Origin of the sequence: Acetobacter aceti, assembly GCF_002005445.1 — a bacterium.
GTDB classification, from domain to species: domain Bacteria; phylum Pseudomonadota; class Alphaproteobacteria; order Acetobacterales; family Acetobacteraceae; genus Acetobacter; species Acetobacter aceti_B.
In genome coordinates, this window is sequence record NZ_CP014692.1 from 345,337 (window position 1) to 363,722 (window position 18,386).

An 18,386-nucleotide genomic window follows, 5' to 3' on the forward strand; every position below is an offset into this window, starting at 1 on the left:
ATACTTTTCATCCCCTGCCACCCGAAGGCATCTTTGTGTAAGAAGCAGGGATGCGCTCCCTCTCTATCACCGAATTGCCCTGGATTGATCCGTGGACTGCTTTGCAGGCCTGGAAGACTGCGCCTTGGATCGCGTTTCTCGATAGTGGAGGAGCGCCGGTCACCGATACTGGCGATGAGCGGGCGCGCTGGTCTTTTCTGTGTGTGGAGCCGGTGGAAACCCTTGTGTCGTGTCACAACCGGCTGATCAGAAACGGTCAGCCTGTAACGGGGGATGCCTGGACACACCTAAAGGATATGCACACACGCCTGCAGCAGGCGGAGAGCGCAACAGTCCCTTTTCCGGGTGGTGTGGTGGGCCTGGCTTCCTATGCCGAGGGCATGGCGCTGGAAGGTGTGAGGTTGCGCCACCGGACGGATACGCCGGACATCCTTGCGGCTTCTTATGACACAGTGTTTGCTTTCGACCGGCTGGAACGGCGCTGCTTCAAGGTCGGGAATGGCGCTCCGTCCTTGTCGTTAAAGGCAGACGCATCACCGTTGTTTCTTCCCGTTCGTGCGGATTTTCAGCCCGATATGGACCGGGAGACATGGATATCAGCCGTAAAGGATGTCGTCCGCCTTATTGGTGAAGGTGATATTTTTCAGGCCAATCTGACACTCCGCTGGCAGGCGGCTCTTCCATCCGGTTTTGATGAACTGGCGGTGTATGGGCTGGTGAGGCAGGGCTCGCCTGCGCCTTTCGGTGCCTTTCTCCGCGGTTGCGCCGGATCGGTTCCAGAGCGTCCCTTCTCTCTTCTGAGTGCGTCGGTTGAGCGTTTTCTGTCGCTCTCTTCGGAGGGTATTGTCGAGACACGTCCCATTAAGGGCACCGCGCCGCGAGGACAGGATCCGTCGGAAACCCGACGTCTGGCCGAACAACTGCGTCAGGATGACAAGGAAAACGCCGAAAATCTCATGATCACCGATCTGATGCGCAATGATATCGGGCGTGTGTGTGAGATCGGTTCGGTGTCGGTGCCGCAGTTGTGTCAGGTGGAGCCTTTCGCTCATGTGCAGCATCTTGTTTCCTGTGTGCGAGGGCGTTTGAAGTCCGGTCTGGACGCGTTTGATCTTCTGCGCGCAACACTTCCGCCGGGGTCAGTGACAGGCGCGCCAAAGAAGCGCGCCATGGAGATCATCGATCAGGTCGAGCTCTCGGCGCGGGGGGCGTATTGTGGCAGCGTCTTCCGGATTGGCAGGGATGGGGCGATGGACAGTTCGGTGGTGATCCGGAGCGTGGAGCGGTGTGGTGACAGGCTGAAGATTGGCGTCGGGGGCGGGATCACCTGGCTATCCGACCCGGCGCGTGAATATGACGAAATGCGCCTGAAAGGTGCGGCCTTACTCAAGGTTTTTGGCGGATGACCGGACTGCTCTGGCTGAATGGCGTTGTGCTGCCGGTCAGCGAAGCCCGAATCAGTCCGACTGATCGCGGGCTGCTGCTGGGAGACGGGCTGTTCGAGACGATGCGGGTGGTCGAGGGGCATGTGCCTTTGCTCGAGCGGCATCTGGTCCGGCTGGAGGCCGGATGCGAGACACTGCTTCTGCCGCCGCCGGATCATGCCCTGATCAGGCAGGGCGTGGATGATCTTCTGACCGCGTCCGGCCTTGTGGACGGGAGTGTGCGTCTCACGGTCACGCGGGGCAGTGGACCGCGTGGACTTCTTCCTCCCGTCGAGGTGCGGCCTATGATCATGCTGACCTGCGCAGCGGCGACCGGAGCCATCGCCGGACCGGTCCGTCTGGGTGTCAGTCGTTATGTGCGGGACGGGCGCTCACCCCTGTCACGAGTCAAGTCGCTCAACTACCTGCCGATGGTCATGGCGCGGATGGAGGCGGTCGCAGCGGGTTACGATGACGCTCTGTTGCTTGATGGTCAGGGTCATCTGGCAGAGGCGAGCGCCGCGAACATCCTGCTGATGCTGAGTGGCAGGGTTGTCACGCCACCGCTGGAAGACGGGGCCCTGCCGGGGACATCGCGTGCCCGGCTGCTGGAAGCGGGACTCTGCGTCGAACACTCCGTGCCGCTCGCAGACATGGGGGAAGTAAAGGCGGCCTGGCTGGTGTCGGCCCTGTCCCTGCAACCCGTGGCGTCTGTCGGGGCGTATGTGCTGGGCCGATGTAAAGATCAGGAGACAGCCCTGCGCGAGACGCTGTTCGGAGTGGCGACGCAGTGAAATCATGACGGTCCGGGAGGGTGCGGAACGGGTGGGACATCTGTCAGGCGATGGTGCGGGAAGAGTCTGGCTCTGCGGATTTCTGTGAATTCCGGTAATCCCCGCTGCCTTGCCATTCCCTATGCAGCGTGGTTTCGTAACGGTCTTTCGTTCTCCTTCTGCCACTTCCTGTCTGCCCGTGGCGCCGGATATCAGACAGGGAAAACGACAGACATGAAAGAGGCCCGGTCTGATGGTGACTGTTCTGCCGTTTGAACTTCCGGGGAAAAAAGAAAGCAGACAGGCTGGCAGGGACAGGGTCTGGGCTGTGGTGGCGATGATTGGACGCAGGCGGCGGATAGCCAGTGTCCATGCCTCGCGTGAAGCGGCTCTGGCCGATTGTCAGTGGCGGAGAGAGCAGGTTGTGGCTTACGCCCGATTCCTGGAGGATGCGCGCGATCCCGCGCCGGATTACCATATTGCCCTGATTTACAAGGGAGAACTGCCGAAAGGCTGGATGCCGATGCCTGCGCTGGGAATTTTACATGGCCGCTTCATTTAATCGAAAGAGCTTTCTGATTACACTCGCAGTCATGCGGGGAGTTTGCTAAGTCCTCCTGCGCACAGGATTTATAGTAAACGGAAAGTCTCCCCAAGTATGGCCGGTCAGAACACGATGGAAACAGTAACGAGTGCTGGAAATGCTACAGATAGCGTAGCAGGGTCGCAGGCTTCTGCACCGCCGACGCTTCTGATGGGGGCGCAGTATATTCGTAGTGTGTCGTTCAAGGCGCTCGACTCAGCCCTGCTTCATACCCGGCCGCCCGTTCGTCCCAATACAACCATGACGCTTGATGTCATGGCGCGGCAGATTGCTGAAAATCAGCCCGAGTTCGAGGTCGATGTGGTGATGAACTGTGTGGGGCGTGCGGACGCGCCTGTGGATGGAAGCGAAGCGGCGTTGCTGTTCGAGACCCAGATCACCTATTCAGGGCTGTTCACCCTGCGCAATGTGACAGCAGAGTCGTTCGAGCCCATGCTGCTGGTGGAAGCTCCGAAAATGCTGTTTCCAGCCGCGCGGAACTACTTGGCTGACCTGACACGTGAGGCAGGTTTCATCCCGGTCATCATCCAGCAGATTGATTTTTTCGCACTCTGGCAGTCCCGTCGTTCGCAACCAGTAGCCGAGTAACGTCTCAAACGCGTTATGGTGCCGGTCAAGGTCACCGGAAGATAAGGGCCGGAGCCTTCAAAACCCCGCTTCCGGCAGCATAACCGCTGACATGTTCGGGGGAGTATTCCCCTCAGATGTTGAAAGGGACATGGGTGTCTTTCGTTTCCGCGCTTTCCTCTGACACTGTTCCTCTCTGGGGGCGTTTTGACGCCGACTGGTATCGTGACCGTTACCGGGACATGCTCGGCGATCTGGCTGACATGGATACGGAAGCACTCGCTGCGCACTATGCGGAGGTCGGCAAGGGCCTGCGCCTGTCTCCAAACCGTTTTTTTGACGAAGAATGGTATCTGCAGGCCAATCCTGATGTGGCGGCAGCGGTCCATGCCGGGTCTTTTGCGTCCGGGTTTGACCATTACTGTTCCGACGGCCATATCAACCGGTCTCCTCACTGGCTGTTTTCAGAGACTGTTTATCTTGCGCGTTATCCGGATCTGACACGCGCCACGCTGGACCACCTTGGAGCATTCAACGGGTACGATCATTACCTGCGTTACGGTGACCGTCAGTTCCGCTCAGGTCATCTGCTGTTTGATCCGCATCTCTACTACGCCCACGCACGCGTCAAAGGCGACGGCTCTTCTCCGCCGCCCGCAGGCGAAGGTGGCGCGATCACCATCCCGCAAGCTGGACCATTCGTGTCTTTTCTGGCTGACGAGGCTGATCAGAACATGCTCAGGGTCAGCTGGTATTTCGATCCTGAATGGTATCTGAAAACCTACCCGGAAGTCGCTGAAGCAGTGAAGACAGGGCGTGCGCGGAGCTCATTGCACCACTTCCTGACCAATGACACGCCCGATGCTTTCTGTGCGCTGGAGTGGTTCAGCGAAGCGTATTATCTGGAACTGTATCCAGACATCATGGATGCCATAACGACCGGACAACTGCGCTCAGGCTACGATCATTTCCTGCGCTACGGCGCGTTTGAACGGCGTCGCCCCCACCCGGATGTCGATCTCAACGCCTACTTCTTTTCCGGAACGGTCCGGGCGGACATTGAGCGTGGCCTGGTGCGGGACGTGTTCGAACACTGGTTGTCCCATCGGCATCAGAAGCCGCTCGATGAAGCTCTTGCCCGTCCCGAGCTGAAAGTGTTCGAAGGGCTCGCGGTGCGGAAGGCGGAGAACCTTCTTCCTCTGCTTGCCGCCCGTCCGCTGGATTTTGCATCGCAGGATGAACCGCGGCTCAGCGTCATCCTTCTTGTGCGCAACCGTCTGTCTTTGACGCTGTCCGCGCTGTCGGCTCTACGGATGACATATGCCGGATCGCTTGATGTCATCGTGGTGGATGCCGGATCGCGCGACGACACAACACGCCTGCAACATTTCGCCCGTGGCATACGGATCCTCCGGATGGACCGGTCGGTGACATGGGCTGAGGCACTGAAGGCTGCATTGTCCCATGCGCATGGAGCGGCGGTTCTGTGGCTGGGGCAGGGTGTAAGGCTGGCTTATGGCAGTCTGCGGGCCGCCCTGGAAGCTCTAGGCGAGCAGGCGGACCCGACGCAGCAGCGTATCGGCCTTGTGACGGGCCGCGCCTTGCGGGCTGACGGCCGTATTCTTGAGGCAGGTGTTCTGATCGGGCGGGATGGATCGCTGACCCGCTATCTTGAGAACGCTCCGATGGAGGAGCCTGCGGCCTGTTTCCGGCGACCGGTCGCATGTGCGACGGTGCCTGCTCTCCTGATTGATCGCGTCCTGCTGGAGCGGCTGGGAGGATTCGACGACAGGCTGGAGTCCGAGGCCGCGCAACTGGCGGATCTTTGTCTGCGCGCGACCGAGGTTGGGCAGCATGTTCTCTACGAGCCCGCATTTCTGACATCGCAGGATGTCAGCGACAAGGGCGCGTCCGCTTTTGACGACGCGGATCGCCACCGTCTGCTACAGAGCCATGCGGCAGCTTTTGCACAGGCTTTCCCGCCGTCACCCCGGCTCGCGGCGCGTGCCCGCTGCGCGGCTGGCCCGGCAGCCAAACGTATTCTCTTTATCGAGGACCGGATTCCCGTACGCAGCCTCGGGTCCGGATTTGTGCGGTCCAATGACATTGTGCGCACCATGGCTGCGCTTGGTCATCAGGTCACGGTGTTTCCGATCTATGCATCGGTTGATCCCTTGTCACGGATCTATGCGGATTTTCCTCCGGAGGTGGAGGTTCTGCATGAACGGGGTTTTGAGACGCTTGATGCGTTCCTGCAGGAGCGAAGCGGGTCCTGGGACTGTGTGTGGATCGGCCGGACGCATAACATGGGCAGGCTGCTGCCGATCCTGATGGCGCAGGCTCCGGCATTGCCTCTGAATGCGGTTGTTCTCGACACGGAGGCGGTTACCTCTCCTCGTGACCTGCTGAAGGCAGAGCTGTTTGGGGAGCCCGTGACCCGAACTCTGGAGGAAGCGCTGAGTCTCGAATTTGAGGCGGCCTGGTTCTGCCGGAAGATTATCGCCGTCAATCCACTGGATGTCCGAACCCTGAGTGACGCGGGCTATGAAAATGTCGTGGAACTCGGGCATATGTGCCCTGTCAGGCCGACGTCTGCCTCATGGGCTGATCGTCGCGGCATGCTCTTTCTTGGAGCGATTCATGAAACGGGGTCGCCTAATCACGACAGCCTGATCTGGTTTGTGGAGAAGGTTCTGCCTCTTCTGCGCGACCGTTTGCCGGAGGATGTCAGATTCACCGTAGCCGGCTTCCGGGGGGCGGGCGTCAGCCTCAGTGCGCTGGGGCGCGACCCGCGCGTCGAATTGCTCGGTCCGGTAAAGGATCCGTCAGAACTCTATGCGACACATCGTCTCTTCATTGCGCCGACACGTTATGCCGGCGGCATTCCGTTCAAGATTCATGAAGCCGCGTCCTACGGGCTGCCTGTGGTAGCGTCCGGTCTGCTCTGTCGTCAGCTTGGCTGGCGGGATGGTCTGGAGATTGTATCCGGCGGAGACAATAATGCCGAGCGCTTTGCAGAGCGTGTGGTGGAATTATACACGGACGAAGAGCTGTGGAACGCGGTACGTGCTGGTGCACTGAGTCTGCTGGAACAGGAAAATAGCGCGAAAGCCTATGCTGTTCGGCTGAACGGCATTCTACAGGATGTGTTCGAAAACGAGCGCTAGAGCATATCCAGTTTGAATGGACACATTCGAACTGGTGAATATGCTCGATAAACAATGAATTAGAGCAGATCCCGTTCAAATGGGATCATTTTGGCGGGTAAAGATACTCGTAAAAACAGTATTCTGGAGCCTTTCCACTGAACCTGAGTGCAGTGGAAAGGCTCCAGGCTTTGCTGTTGCTGGCCAACCTGCCTTAAAACTTCAACTGTGTTTTCAATCGAGCGGCGTGTGATACGTATGGACGTACACTACGCTTTCTCGATCCCGATAGTCTTATCCCGGCACGGACAGGTCGGTCAGACGCCGATGCTCTTCCATGGCGAAACGGTCTGTCATGGAGGCCAGATAGTCGGCGACGACCCGTCGGCGACCGGCTTCGTCAGATGCGACGTCGGCCTGTTCACGCCATCCGTCCGGCAGTAGTCCGGGTGATGATCCCAGAGTGTCGAAAAGCGCCGCGACAACATGTTTCGCCTTGTGGGTCATCCGTTTGACTTTCCAGTGTCTGTAGAGATTGGCGAACAGGAAAGAGCGGATCTGTGCGTTGGCTTCGGCCATGGCGGGACTGAAACTCACAACCGGTCGGGCGGCATGGCGAATGTCATTCGCGGACTCTGGCGCAAGAGTCACGAGATTTTTCTCGGTCTGCTTGAGGACATCCGAGACCAGTGCGTGGACAATGCGCCTGACCATCTCATGACGGAGACGCTGATCCTGTGTGCCGATGGCCGCGCTGGCGGTCGTGGGTGCGTCTCCCGTGCGGCTGCCCGCTCCGAAAGCCGTGACCGGGCGTGGCGGCAGGGATGTGGAAATCCGGCGTGCTTCCTTAAGGGCGTCGCTGACCACTGGCACATCGACAAGATCATCCAGCGTGAGCAGGCCGGATTTTATCCCATCGTCCAGATCGTGTCCGTGATAGGCAATGTCGTCCGCCAGAGCCGCCAACTGCGCTTCGAGGGATGCGAAGGTGTGGAGTTCAAGGTCCTGAGCAGCAGTGTAATCACGCAGCCAGCCGGATAGCTGGCTGACCGGACCGTTATGTTTGACCAGTCCTTCCAGAGTTTCCCATGTCAGGTTGAGACCGTCGAACTGGAGATAGCGCTGTTCCAGAACAGTCACCTGCCTGAGAGCCTGCGTATTGTGATCGAACCCGCCCCACGGTTCCATAGCGAGGGAAAGGGCGTCCTCTCCCGCATGTCCAAAGGGCGTGTGGCCAAGATCGTGAGCGAGGGCGATGGCTTCCGTAATGTCTTCATCCGCGCCGAAATGCCGCGCCATGGAGCGGGCGATCTGGGCGACTTCAAGGGAGTGGGTCAGGCGCGTGCGGAAGAAATCGCCTTCGTGATTGATGAAGACCTGCGTTTTGTACTGGAGCCGCCGGAAACCGGACGAATGGATGACCCTGTCGCGATCTCTCTGCCATGGTGATCGTGTGGGAGAGACCGGTTCGTCGTACAGCCTGCCGCGTGAAGGATGCGCGTTGACTGCGAAAGGAGCTATGACCATCAGGTCCATCCAGAGTGGTTGGCGGACCTTATAAGATCATATTCCAGAGGGTATGGCGAGAGAACAGAACTTTTCCCGCAGTGAGGAAAGTGAAAGATGTTTCCCGGGGAACAAGGGAGTGCAATGTTGCACTCCCCTGAACGCAGGTCTGGCTGTGGACGGTCCGTATCAGAAGGCCCAGATCGCGTCCGCGTTGAACCACAGCATGTTGTTCGTGCCGTTGTTGACAACAGGATTGGCTGGTGTTCCCTCCTGGTTGAACGGACGTGTTCCGTTCAGGGACTTATCGAGGCGGATTTCCGGACGGATGGTGAATTGTCCAAAATGGACATGCCTGTTGATGAAGTCCGGACGATAGGTCACGCCAACGGTGAGTGCGCCATAGGTCGTCGGTGGACCGACATAGTAAGGATAGGGCTCATTGGCGGCCGACTTGGTAAACGAGGTGAAGCTTGAATATTCCGCGATGATGCCGCCTGTATTGTCGCGGAAGATTTCACCGCGCGCGTTGAAGGTCAGGTTAGGGTTGATGTTATAGGCGTAATAGGTCGTGACACCATAGGCGTCGTCACGGGAAAGGTCATCGTGCAGATAGGTGGCGTCGACAGTAACAGTCATTTTGTCATTCAGCTTGTAGCTGATGAGGAAGTCGCCATTATACTGCATTTTCCGGTTGGCGATTTTGCCGACACCGATGCTGGACCAGCCATTTGCGGAAAGGCTTGGCCCATTATTGCCCTGAGGACCGAAATGGCCAAGGAGATGGAAGCTCAGCTTGCCGTCAAGAAGGTTGTTGAACGCGAAGCCGAACGTGCCTTTGGGTCGGCTGTTGTTACCTGCTCGGCCAAAGGACGTCGAGTTACCGGCGTCAATTCCGAGTACCCAATCGACATATTTGTTGAGATGCAGTGTCGTATAAACCCCGAGCACTTCGAACGGTACGATGTAGTCGGACGCATAGTTGAATGTGTAGAATGGTCGCGCTAGCGCGGGAGTGCCCTCGGCGCCCAGAAGACCATAAAGCTGGCCTGCCTGGATATCGATTCCGCGTGTCAGGAGCCAGGGTACATGGAAATCGAGATGCGCCTGTGTCGGTACCCACTGGTAGAGACCTGTAATGGCGCCGCTGCCCATGCCAATGGTCGGATCGAAACGGGCATCGGAACCATACATCATTTCAAAATTGAAGCCGAAGCCGTAACCACCGCCGATGTTCGTCACGGGATGGGAGAGGGAACCCATGATCTGGTTGAGGGTGACGGTGTTGGCTCGGTCAACATAGAACTGCCCGAAGTTGCGGCCTGATCTTGTCCATGGGTTGCCTGCGATACCGGCTTCCACGGTGAGATGTCCCACCAGACCGTCCCAGTAGGATAGAGCCTTTCCTGCTTTCGGATGGAAGATGTTGCCCTGTACGACTTTCAGGCTTTCTTCAGTTTCTGCAACATCGTCGTCGACAAGCTTGTTGTTGTCAGAGACGGTATCAGGCGCTCCGGCAGCATTCGGCGCGGTGAGATTGACGACAGGAGCCGCTGTGGGAGCGGGTGCCGGCGCAGTCTGCGCGTGTGCCGCATACGGCAGGATCAGGCTTGCTGTCACCAATGTAGATGAAAGAAGCAGGCCTTTTCTGCGGTATTTTTCGATCATATAACTTCCCTCTCTCGTGATCGACTCTGACTGGCTCAGGAAGCCTGCAGACGCTTCTTCGTTGATCTCATCATAAAGAACACTGACAGAATCATTACGAAAGCAATATAAATCAAGAAGATTGTTGTGTTGTAAAAAATAACCGCGGTTAGTGCGACAATTGCGCAACTCAAAGCGAGTGCTGGCAGCACAGGATAGAGCGGCGCACGGTAGGAACGCTGCATTTCGGGTTCTTTGCGGCGCAGTACAAATAGGCTGATCATGCTGAGAATATACATGGTCAGAGCGCCGAAAACCGACATCGTGACGAGTGTGGCCGTCAGGGACTGTCCGGCGATCGAAACAATATCATCAGAGAAAATAGCTGCGATTCCCACGATTCCCCCAGCAATGGTGGCGACGTAGGGTGTCTGGAAACGTGGATGAAGTTTCCCGAGAACGGCTGGGAGGAATCCGGCGCGAGCAAGGGCGAAGATCTGACGGGCGTATCCCATGATGATTCCATGCAGGGACGCTACAAGACCGAAAAGTCCAAGCCACACCAGCATGTGCAGCCAGCCGCTGTTTGTTCCCACAACGCGTTTCATGGCTTCGGGAAGAGGATCGTTCAGATTCGCCAGAACTTTCCAGTCACCAACACCACCGGCAAAAATCATGACCCCGAAAGCAAGAGAAACCAGCGTGAGAACACTGGCAATATAGGCCACGGGAATCGAACGTTTGGGATCTTTTGCTTCTTCCGCAGCCATCGCCACGCCTTCAATGGCGAGAAAGAACCAGATGGCGAAAGGAATGGCGGCAAAAATGCCTCCCATGGCCTCAGCGCCAAAATGCGATGCGATTCCCCACCCGTCATGTACGAAATTGCTCCATGAAAAGGCGGGCGCCACGACACCCATGAATACAAGAAGCTCGATAATGGCGGCAATTGTAACGAACAGTTCGAAAGACGCTGCAATATGAACGCCGACAATATTGAGCGCCATAAAGACGATGTAGGCGCCCACTGCTGCGACTTTTGGTGACAAGGCGGGAAATTGCACGTTCAGATAAGCACCAATCGCAAGCGCAATTGCAGGAGGCGCGAATATGAATTCAACCAGAGTCGCAAGGCCGGCTATCAGTCCTCCCAGCGGACCAAGGGCGCGAAAGCTGTAAGTGAACGGACCACCCGCGTGAGGAATGGCTGTGGTCAGTTCGGTAAAACTGAAGATAAAGGACGTATACATCAAGGCTACAAAGATCGTGGCGACCATGAAGCCGAGTGTCCCGGCTGTGCCCCAACCATAACTCCAGCCGAAATATTCACCTGAAATCACAAGGCCGACACCAATTCCCCATAGATGGAAAGCGCTCAGTGTCTTGTTGAGCTTTGTCTCGCCCGTGGTCATACGTGTGTATCCTTATCAAGGGCGGGTGGTGTCTGTTCGATAAGCATGCTCTCGGGAGCATCATCTTTCAGATCAACCCCTGTCAGTTTTCTTTGTCTGGCTTCACGCATGAGCCAGGCGAGCTTATCAGCTGCGACCACTGTTTTCAGCCCATGCGGGTGAATGTTGGAAAGGCAGTTGCGGGCGGAATCCGGGCAGCCAACGCGGGGAGCATAAGTCAGATAGATGCCCATGCTGTTCGCAACGCTGAGCCCGGGACGTTCACCGATCATCATGACGACCATGCTCGCCCCCATTGCGGCGGCAATTTCATCGCCAATCGCCACACGACCTTCTTTCACGATGACCAGTGGAGCGAGCGACCAGTCTTTCAGACGATCTTTCATCGCATGATAAAGTGCGACCGCCCCTTCTGTCGCGGCGACCGATGACAGGCCATCCGCTACAACAAACACGGCGTCCCAACTGCCTTTTTCGAGTCCGGCGAGACTTTCCGCATCAAGCCTGCGACCCAGGTCGGGCCGCCGGAGATAAGTCGGGCGATCCGGTGCGCGACTGTGAACGATCAGGCAGGGCTCACCATTCAGTTGCGTCTGCATGGTCTTGATGTCGAGGGGAGCATGCACTGCGTCACGGGCCTGTGCATGGGCAGCCTGAAATGCGAGAACATCCGTGCTGCGCTGGGCATTTCCACTGCGGCCCAGTCCGATGCGCGCACGTGTGAGGGAGCGCAGGCCTTGCCATGGGTCCGGACTGACGATGGTGGTCTGCTGAGGGGTAGGGCGTGAGTCATCTGTCATGTCAGGCCACCATCTGGCCAAGAAGTGTCTGCCCGGGCGACATTGGCAGCATTCTGTCCCTGTCGGTGTCATACAGGCCCATTTTTTCAAGCCACACCGCAAATTCCGGAGCGGGTTTGAGGTTCAGCAAGCTCCGCAATGTCAGAATGTCGTGGAAAGACAGGCTCTGATAGTTGAGCATGATGTCATCCGCGCCGGGCACACCGATCAGAAAGGAAATACCTGCTGTTCCCAGCAGCACCATCAGGTTGTCCATGTCATCCTGATCGGCCTCGGCGTGGTTGGTGTAACAGGCGTCACAGCCCATAGGCACACCCATCAGCTTGGCGCAGAAATGATCTTCAAGACCGGCGCGGATGATCTGTTTGCCGTCATAGAGATATTCAGGCCCGATGAAGCCAACGACCGTGTTGACCAGAAGTGGTCTGTATGCCCTCGCAACGGCGTAGGCCCGCGCTTCGACAGTCTGCTGGTCGATGCTGTGATGCGCGTCGGCCGAGAGGGCCGCACCCTGTCCGGTCTCGAAATACATGAGGTTGTCGCCAACCGTGCCGCGTTTCAGTCCCTGAGCGGCGTCATGGGCTTCCTTGAGGATGGCGAGGTTGACGCCAAACCCTTCATTGGCCTTCTGGGTGCCGGCGATGGACTGGAACACCAGATCGACCGCTCCGCCGCGATTGATGATCTCGATGGTGTTGGTCACATGGGTCAGAACGCAGGTCTGGGTGGGAATGTCGTAATGCTGCCGCGCGTGGTCGAGCATGTCGAGCAGCGCCAGCCCGTTGGCGACGCTGTCGGTCGCGGGATTGATGCCGATGACCGCATCACCCATGCCGTAGAGCAGCCCGTCCAGCGTGGAGGCGGCGATACCCTTGAGATCGTCCGTCGGGTGATTGGGTTGCAGACGGGAGGCGAGGCATCCCTCAAGCCCGATGGTGTTGCGGAACCGGGTAATGACCCTGATCTTGCGCGCGACGCTCATCAGATCCTGATTGCGCATGATCTTGCTGACTGCGGCGGCCATTTCAGGCGTGATGCCCGGAGCCACGGCGCTTAGAGCAGCTGTGTCCGCCTCGTGTGAAAGGAGCCAGTCGCGGAAGTCGCCGACCGTCAGATGGGCAATCGGTGCGAAAGCTGCCTTGTCGTGCGTGTCCACAATGAGACGTGTGACCTCGTCCTCTTCATAGGGCACAAGGTCAGTGTTCAGGAATGTGGTGAGCGGCAGTTCGGCCAATGCGTAGCGGGCGGCCATCCGCTGGCCATCTGATGTGGCGGCAAGCCCTGCCAGTTCATCGCCGGATCTCTGCGAGGATGCTGCTGCGAGCAGTCCTTTCAGGTCATCAAACCTGTGGCGTTCTCCGCCGAGTGTATGATTGAAGCCCATCTTGAAAGCTCCTGACATCCAGTGTCCGGCTATGTCCGGCGCGTTGGTCTGAGTGGCATCCGCAGAATGATGCTATTTCGAAACATACCGGATGTGAGCCAAAACGCCAAAGAACGCGAAGGCAATCCGTAAGGTGGTTCCCTCGGAAACCGGCGTTTTTCATGGACCCTGTCAAAAAAACGGATTTTCCGGAATGAGAGGTTTTTTTTTGGGAGTATGACGCAAATGAAAAATCGTAATCATGAAATGGAGGAACAATCAGCAATGTTTTGACACAAAAAAGAATCTGATATTGTGGGTTGAAATCTTCAATCCATTGAAAACAAATAGAATATTATATATTTCGACATTTAATGGATACAAAATGATATGAATTTTTCGGCGCAACACTTTCGATTCCGATTTGTCTGGCAAGAAAATCGAGACAAGACATCCAGCCGTACGAAGGGGTTTCTCGAGCTAACATGTTCATTTTTCTGGATAATGAAGCCTCCTCACTCAGCGCCGGGAGCTATCCCATCGAAATCGCCTGGGTGTGGGAGACTGGCCGGAGTGAAAGCTTCCTGATCCGTCCGGAACCGGACTGGACAGACTGGTCGGAAGAAGCCGAAGCCCTGCATGGGCTGAGTCGGGACGCTCTCATGCAGGAGGGAAGTGCCGCGGCGACCGTGGCGCAGCGCTTTCTGACCGCCACGGAAGGCTGTCGGATTGTTACGGACGCTCCCGCGTTTGATCGCGGCTGGCTGAAGACGTTATGCGGTGTTCTCGGGAAGGCTGAGCCTGCTGTTCATCCTGTGCTGGAAGCGTGGGTGGAGGCGCTCCGGTCGGCGCACAGGGAGATGTCTGCGGCGGAAGACGCCACGCTTCTGGCTCAGGTTCGCGCCCTGGAAGAAAGGCGGACATCCCGCAGGCACAGGGCTTTGCCGGACGCATTGGAATTGTGGAGGGTCTGGAAAGACCTTCGCGATGGAGTGTCGTAACAGAGCGGGCAGGCCGGAGGAGTGTCAGGTCCGCCCGGCATGCGCTACTTGCGGAGGGGGAGTTCGCCCGTCAGGAACTGGGCGCGGCCCAGACCGAATGACCAGTGCGCGTCCTTGTTTTCCACTACGGAGATCATGACGTCAGAAGATTTGATCCCGCATTCCGCTTCCAGACGATCCGTGAGCAGTCGATAGAACAGGGCGAAACCGCCATCACCACGGGGACGGCTGAAAACCTGCAACAGAATCATGTCTTTCGTGCGGGGGATGTCGAGGCCCGTATCCTCAAGGATCATGTGTGAAGGTTTGTGCTCGGTGACGATCTGATAACGGTCACCACGCGGCACCTGAAACGCCTCCAGCATGGCTTCGTGCGCCGTGTCGAGCAGCTTCTTGATTTCAGCTTCGCTGCGGCCTTCGTAGACGTGAAAATGCAGAAGAGGCATGAAAATATCCTTTGTCTTGTCAGAAGCGAGCCTGGATCAGTCCAGCTCGGTGATCAGCTTGCGAACAGTCGCCACCATGTCACGCAATTGCTCGGGTGTCGAAATGAAGGGAGGGCCGAAAGAGATCGTCTCGCCTGAGCAGCGCAGAAGAAGCCCGTTCTTCAGCCCTTTTTCGAACAGTTCAAGACACCGTGCGCCGGGTGCGCCTTCGCGCGGCTTCAGATCGACACCAGCCGTGAGACCGATATTGCGGATGTCATGAACGATCGGCAGATCGCGCAGGCTGTGGACGGCCTCCTCCAGCACCGGCTCAAGCGAGCGGGCGCGGGCGATCAGGCTTTCCTCTTCCATGATGTCGAGAACAGTGTGCGCCACGGCGGCGGCAAGCGGATGGCCGGAATAGGTGTAGCCGTGTGCGAACTCGATGGCGTTTTCGGGGCCGGTCATGAAGGTGTTGTAGATTTCATCGCTCACGATCACGCCGCCCATCGGGACGATGCCGTTGGTCACGGCCTTGGCGAAGGTGATCATGTCAGGCGTGACGCCGAAACGCTGCGCAGCGAAGTTCTCGCCCATGCGTCCGAAACCGGTGATGACCTCATCGAAAATCAGCAGAATGCCGTGCTTCGTGCAGATCTCGCGCAGGCGCTGGAGATAGCCGACGGGTGGCGCCAGCACGCCCGTGGAACCCTGAATCGGCTCCACCATGACCGCCGCGATGGTGGAGGCGTCATGCAGGGCGATGACGCGCTCCAGATCCTCGGCCATTTCCGCGCCCCACTCGGGCTGGCCCCTGGAGAAGGCGGCCTTCGCATGATCATATGGATGACGGATGTGATCGACGCCCGGCACCATGATCGTGGCGAACATCTTGCGGTTGGGGACAATGCCGCCGACTGACATGCCGCCCAGCCCGACGCCGTGATAGCCACGCTCACGACCGATCAGGCGGAACCGGCCACCTTCGCCACGCAGACGGTGGTAGCCGATGGCGGCTTTCAGGGCCGTGTCGGCGGCTTCGGACCCGGAGTTGGCGAAAAAGACATGCTCAAGCCCGGCAGGCGCCATGTTGGCAATACGCTCGGCGAGACGGACCGTGACAGGGTTGGCGAGTTGGAAACCGGGGGCATAGTCGAGTGTATCAGCCTGCTTTTTCAGGGCTTCCGAGATACGCGGATTGGCATGTCCAAGAGGCGAGCACCACAGACCGGACAGCGTATCGAACAGCTTCACGCCGTCGGCGGTCGTGTAATACGGTCCGCTGGCGCTCTCCAGAACGCGGGCCATGCCCTGCTCCTTCACCCGCCGATTGGCGGTGAATGGCATCCAGTAACGCCCGTCTCTGAGGCTTTTGGCACAATCGAACTCGTTTTTCAGTTCCGGCATGCTTGGCTCCCGCTTTGCCCCTGTCGGGGTGTATTCGCGTCTGTGTTACGTGATCATTGCGTTTTCGTATAGACATGCTCCGCACATCTTTTTCTGTCATTGTTCTGTAAAGATGGTGGACGAACGGGAACACGACGCCAGCCTCCCGGTTCGACGCTTCTGTCTGCGACGGGAAGCGTGTGTTTTGATGGATTAAGGTCTCAAACCGGAACGAATGCCAGCGATAGATGACTGTAGATATGACAATCGGCATGGACAGGCTGGTGATAGTAAGATCTGTAATTGATGGGTTATAAGGCTTTTCTTCACTCAAGCGATTTGGAAATATAAACGAAAATCATTTATTCTGAATGTTGTTAAGTGAGCGATGTGGATATTGAATCATTATATACTTTCCATATAAAAAATAATTCGTGCACAGAAAAACGCCCGTAATTCGGTCAGGGTGCAGAGCACTCACGGGAACCAGACAATGTATATTGATCTATCAGGCGACTTGATCGCGACCAGACTTTCAGCCGACCTTGGCCTGATCAAACCGACAGCCACGATCTCTTCGACGTCGAACATGTCGGTCACATCCTCTAATGCAAATGGCGCTGCAATCATTCTGGATGTGTCATCAACGTTGTTCACGGCAGTTTACAAATCGGACAGACCGATTGTTCTGATACCAGAAGGTGATCGGTATGTTCCTACCGACGCGAACGAGATGATCAATGGAGTGCCTGCTTCCAGAGTGAAAGGGGCGATAATGGTTGATGGCGATCTTGAAACCGATCTGACTTCGTCTTCTTCCACGCTTATCCTGTATACGGCTTCAGGCAAGACCTCGGCTCAGAGCACGCTGGTTTTCTCCGGTATGACTGAGGGAAATAGTGAAGAAGAACTGATTGCGAAGCTCTTTTCTTCTCCGATAGATAAAACTGGTGGCGAGGGCGGTAGCTCGGAACACACGCTGCAAACACAAACAGGCTGACGGCCATTTGATACGAGTGGTTTGCCTGTCAGTCTGAATGTCGCTGCATAGGGTAAAAGCGGTTGTGCTGTAATCTCACTTCGCGCGGGCGATCACTTGGGCGTCAGCGAAACACTCTAAATGTGAGCGCCAGACTGTATGATGAAAACACGGTAACACAGGGCTGGAAGTTCTGATGGCATCTTCCCTGTCTGGTGCTATTTTCCCTTCATGAAACAGCCTTCCCTTCCGCTTTCCGACCACTGCAACGGAGAGATTTTCGTCAATCCGCCTCTTCCGAAGGACTGGCGGGAGGCTCCCAGGCCCCCTGCCTGGCCAGACCGGTTGGCCGCAACCCAGACGAAAAAAAAGCGAAGGGGGGTGAGGCCTCTGGTCTTCCTGCGCTGGATTGTCTCCAGTCTGCTTGAAAAGCCGCCACGGGATATGGAGCCGGATGTGCCGGGAAACCCGCACGACGTACCGGCACAGGGGACGGTTGCTGTCACCTTTATCGGTCACAGCACTTTTCTGCTCAGAGTGCCGTTACCGGAGGGTGGAGTGCTGTCGGTGCTGACAGATCCGATTTTTTCGGAACGCTGCTCGCCGCTTCCGTTTCTGGGGCCAAAGCGGTTTCGTCCTCCGGCCTACCAGTTGAGCGATCTGCCGCCCATCGACATGGTTCTGGTTTCGCACTGTCATTACGATCACCTCGACCTGCCTTCGCTGAGAGCTCTGGCACACCGCGATAACCCCGTGGTGGTGACAACAGCGCAGACGGGTGACCTGATTCGCAAGGCCGGTCTGTCGCGGGTTTCAGAACTGGACTGGTGGCAGAATGTCAGCATTGGTGGCCTTGAGGTTGTCTGCACGCCAGCCCGTCATTTCACACAGCGCGGACTGACTGACGCCGGGAAACGTCTGTGGGGCGGGTTCTTCCTGCGCTTTCCGAAATCACCTGAAACGCCTTCGGTCTTCTTCGCGGGCGACACGGCGCATGGACCTCACTGGAAGGAGATTCGCACCCGGCTTGGTGCGCCTGATATAGCTTTGCTGCCGATTGGAGCGTACGCGCCGCGACCGATGCTTCGCAAGGTCCATACGGACCCTGTGGAAGCGGTGGAGGCATTCCGGCAGTTGCAGGCGCGTCATGGAATCGCCATGCATTTCGGAACTTTTCCATTGTCGCAGGAGCCAATGGGGGAGCCGGAGCGTTGCCTCAGGGAGACGGCTGAGTGGGCCGGACTGGCTCCAGACGCTTTTGTGCCGCTTGGATTTGGTGAAACGAGCCTGTTGAGCCGGTAGCGTCCTTCGCAGAGACGGCTGAATAACGTAGAAGATACGCAGCGCCTTTCG

At 57.4% G+C, this 18,386-nt stretch carries 15 protein-coding genes; 8 read left to right on the forward strand and 7 right to left on the reverse strand.

Translation table 11 applies throughout. From position 1 onward, the window contains the following. Positions 1–50: 50 nt before the first annotated feature. From A0U92_RS01585 to A0U92_RS01605, 5 genes are all read left to right on the forward strand, one after another. Positions 51–1,406: an anthranilate synthase component I family protein gene (locus tag A0U92_RS01585; RefSeq protein WP_077811703.1), complete on the forward strand. Its 1,356-nt coding sequence runs from the start codon at positions 51–53 to the stop codon at positions 1,404–1,406. Next, a complete protein-coding gene (locus tag A0U92_RS01590; RefSeq protein ID WP_077811704.1) occupies positions 1,403–2,218 on the forward strand; it encodes an aminotransferase class IV in 816 nt (271 codons plus the stop codon). Before A0U92_RS01585 ends, A0U92_RS01590 begins: the two co-directional genes overlap by 4 nt. 232 nt (positions 2,219–2,450) lie before the next feature. After that, positions 2,451–2,759, forward strand: a complete 309-nt coding sequence (locus tag A0U92_RS01595) for a hypothetical protein (protein ID WP_187668829.1) — start codon at positions 2,451–2,453, stop codon at positions 2,757–2,759. Positions 2,760–2,855: 96 nt separating this feature from the next. Beyond that, the gene (locus A0U92_RS01600; protein ID WP_077811705.1) at positions 2,856–3,389 is read left to right on the forward strand and encodes a protein-export chaperone SecB; all 534 of its coding nucleotides are present in this window, start codon (positions 2,856–2,858) and stop codon (positions 3,387–3,389) included. A 134-nt stretch (positions 3,390–3,523) separates the two neighbouring features. Then, a complete protein-coding gene (locus A0U92_RS01605) occupies positions 3,524–6,535 on the forward strand; it encodes a glycosyltransferase (RefSeq protein ID WP_236748220.1) in 3,012 nt (1,003 codons plus the stop codon). A gap of 273 nt (positions 6,536–6,808) precedes the next feature. Here the strand turns inward: A0U92_RS01605 and dgt are convergent, their stop codons facing one another. From dgt to A0U92_RS01630, 5 genes are all read right to left on the reverse strand, one after another. After that, positions 6,809–8,041, reverse strand: coding sequence for a dGTP triphosphohydrolase (gene dgt / locus A0U92_RS01610; protein WP_077814187.1), 1,233 nt, complete (start codon positions 8,039–8,041; stop codon positions 6,809–6,811). A 168-nt stretch (positions 8,042–8,209) separates the two neighbouring features. Beyond that, positions 8,210–9,688: an outer membrane beta-barrel protein gene (locus A0U92_RS01615; RefSeq protein WP_077811707.1), complete on the reverse strand. Its 1,479-nt coding sequence runs from the start codon at positions 9,686–9,688 to the stop codon at positions 8,210–8,212. A gap of 35 nt (positions 9,689–9,723) precedes the next feature. Further along, entirely contained in the window at positions 9,724–11,079 is a 1,356-nt protein-coding gene (eat, locus tag A0U92_RS01620; RefSeq protein WP_077811708.1) for an ethanolamine permease, read from the reverse strand. Then, complete coding sequence (gene eutC, locus A0U92_RS01625) at positions 11,076–11,879, reverse strand: ethanolamine ammonia-lyase subunit EutC (protein WP_077811709.1); 804 nt, start codon at positions 11,877–11,879, stop codon at positions 11,076–11,078. Before eutC ends, eat begins: the two co-directional genes overlap by 4 nt. Position 11,880: 1 nt before the next feature. Then, positions 11,881–13,263: an ethanolamine ammonia-lyase subunit EutB gene (locus A0U92_RS01630; protein WP_077811710.1), complete on the reverse strand. Its 1,383-nt coding sequence runs from the start codon at positions 13,261–13,263 to the stop codon at positions 11,881–11,883. 464 nt (positions 13,264–13,727) lie between these two features. On the opposite strand from A0U92_RS01630, the gene A0U92_RS01635 reads away from it, so the two are divergent. Beyond that, positions 13,728–14,243, forward strand: a complete 516-nt coding sequence (locus A0U92_RS01635; protein WP_077811711.1) for a 3'-5' exonuclease — start codon at positions 13,728–13,730, stop codon at positions 14,241–14,243. 44 nt (positions 14,244–14,287) lie between these two features. Here A0U92_RS01635 and A0U92_RS01640 read toward each other — a convergent pair whose 3' ends face one another. Beyond that, on the reverse strand, positions 14,288–14,689 hold the full coding sequence (locus A0U92_RS01640) for a tautomerase family protein (protein WP_077811712.1): 402 nt from the start codon (positions 14,687–14,689) through the stop codon (positions 14,288–14,290). A 36-nt stretch (positions 14,690–14,725) separates the two neighbouring features. Beyond that, complete coding sequence (gene aptA, locus A0U92_RS01645; RefSeq protein ID WP_077811713.1) at positions 14,726–16,075, reverse strand: omega-aminotransferase AptA; 1,350 nt, start codon at positions 16,073–16,075, stop codon at positions 14,726–14,728. A gap of 472 nt (positions 16,076–16,547) precedes the next feature. Between aptA and A0U92_RS01650 the strand changes: the two genes are divergently transcribed. Both A0U92_RS01650 and A0U92_RS01655 read left to right on the forward strand, forming a co-directional pair. Continuing rightward, positions 16,548–17,054: a hypothetical protein gene (locus tag A0U92_RS01650; RefSeq protein ID WP_077811714.1), complete on the forward strand. Its 507-nt coding sequence runs from the start codon at positions 16,548–16,550 to the stop codon at positions 17,052–17,054. A gap of 210 nt (positions 17,055–17,264) precedes the next feature. Beyond that, positions 17,265–18,335 carry an MBL fold metallo-hydrolase gene (locus tag A0U92_RS01655; protein ID WP_236748221.1) on the forward strand — a complete coding sequence of 357 codons (1,071 nt, stop codon included), beginning with the start codon at positions 17,265–17,267 and terminating at the stop codon, positions 18,333–18,335. The last annotated feature ends 51 nt before the right edge of the window (positions 18,336–18,386 follow it).

Excerpts from the sequence above, each read along its gene's own strand:
- A0U92_RS01585 (WP_077811703.1), top strand. The coding sequence starts at position 51 with ATGCGCTCCCTCTCTATCACCGAATTGCCCTGGATTGATCCGTGGACT.
- A0U92_RS01590 (WP_077811704.1), top strand. The coding sequence starts at position 1,403 with ATGACCGGACTGCTCTGGCTGAATGGCGTTGTGCTGCCGGTCAGCGAA.
- A0U92_RS01595 (WP_187668829.1), top strand. The coding sequence starts at position 2,451 with ATGGTGACTGTTCTGCCGTTTGAACTTCCGGGGAAAAAAGAAAGCAGA.
- A0U92_RS01600 (WP_077811705.1), top strand. The coding sequence starts at position 2,856 with ATGGCCGGTCAGAACACGATGGAAACAGTAACGAGTGCTGGAAATGCT.
- dgt (WP_077814187.1), bottom strand. The coding sequence starts at position 8,041 with ATGGTCATAGCTCCTTTCGCAGTCAACGCGCATCCTTCACGCGGCAGG.
- A0U92_RS01615 (WP_077811707.1), bottom strand. The coding sequence starts at position 9,688 with ATGATCGAAAAATACCGCAGAAAAGGCCTGCTTCTTTCATCTACATTG.
- eat (WP_077811708.1), bottom strand. The coding sequence starts at position 11,079 with ATGACCACGGGCGAGACAAAGCTCAACAAGACACTGAGCGCTTTCCAT.
- eutC (WP_077811709.1), bottom strand. The coding sequence starts at position 11,879 with ATGACAGATGACTCACGCCCTACCCCTCAGCAGACCACCATCGTCAGT.
- A0U92_RS01630 (WP_077811710.1), bottom strand. The coding sequence starts at position 13,263 with ATGGGCTTCAATCATACACTCGGCGGAGAACGCCACAGGTTTGATGAC.
- A0U92_RS01635 (WP_077811711.1), top strand. The coding sequence starts at position 13,728 with ATGTTCATTTTTCTGGATAATGAAGCCTCCTCACTCAGCGCCGGGAGC.
- A0U92_RS01640 (WP_077811712.1), bottom strand. The coding sequence starts at position 14,689 with ATGCCTCTTCTGCATTTTCACGTCTACGAAGGCCGCAGCGAAGCTGAA.
- aptA (WP_077811713.1), bottom strand. The coding sequence starts at position 16,075 with ATGCCGGAACTGAAAAACGAGTTCGATTGTGCCAAAAGCCTCAGAGAC.
- A0U92_RS01650 (WP_077811714.1), top strand. The coding sequence starts at position 16,548 with ATGTATATTGATCTATCAGGCGACTTGATCGCGACCAGACTTTCAGCC.
- A0U92_RS01655 (WP_236748221.1), top strand. The coding sequence starts at position 17,265 with ATGAAACAGCCTTCCCTTCCGCTTTCCGACCACTGCAACGGAGAGATT.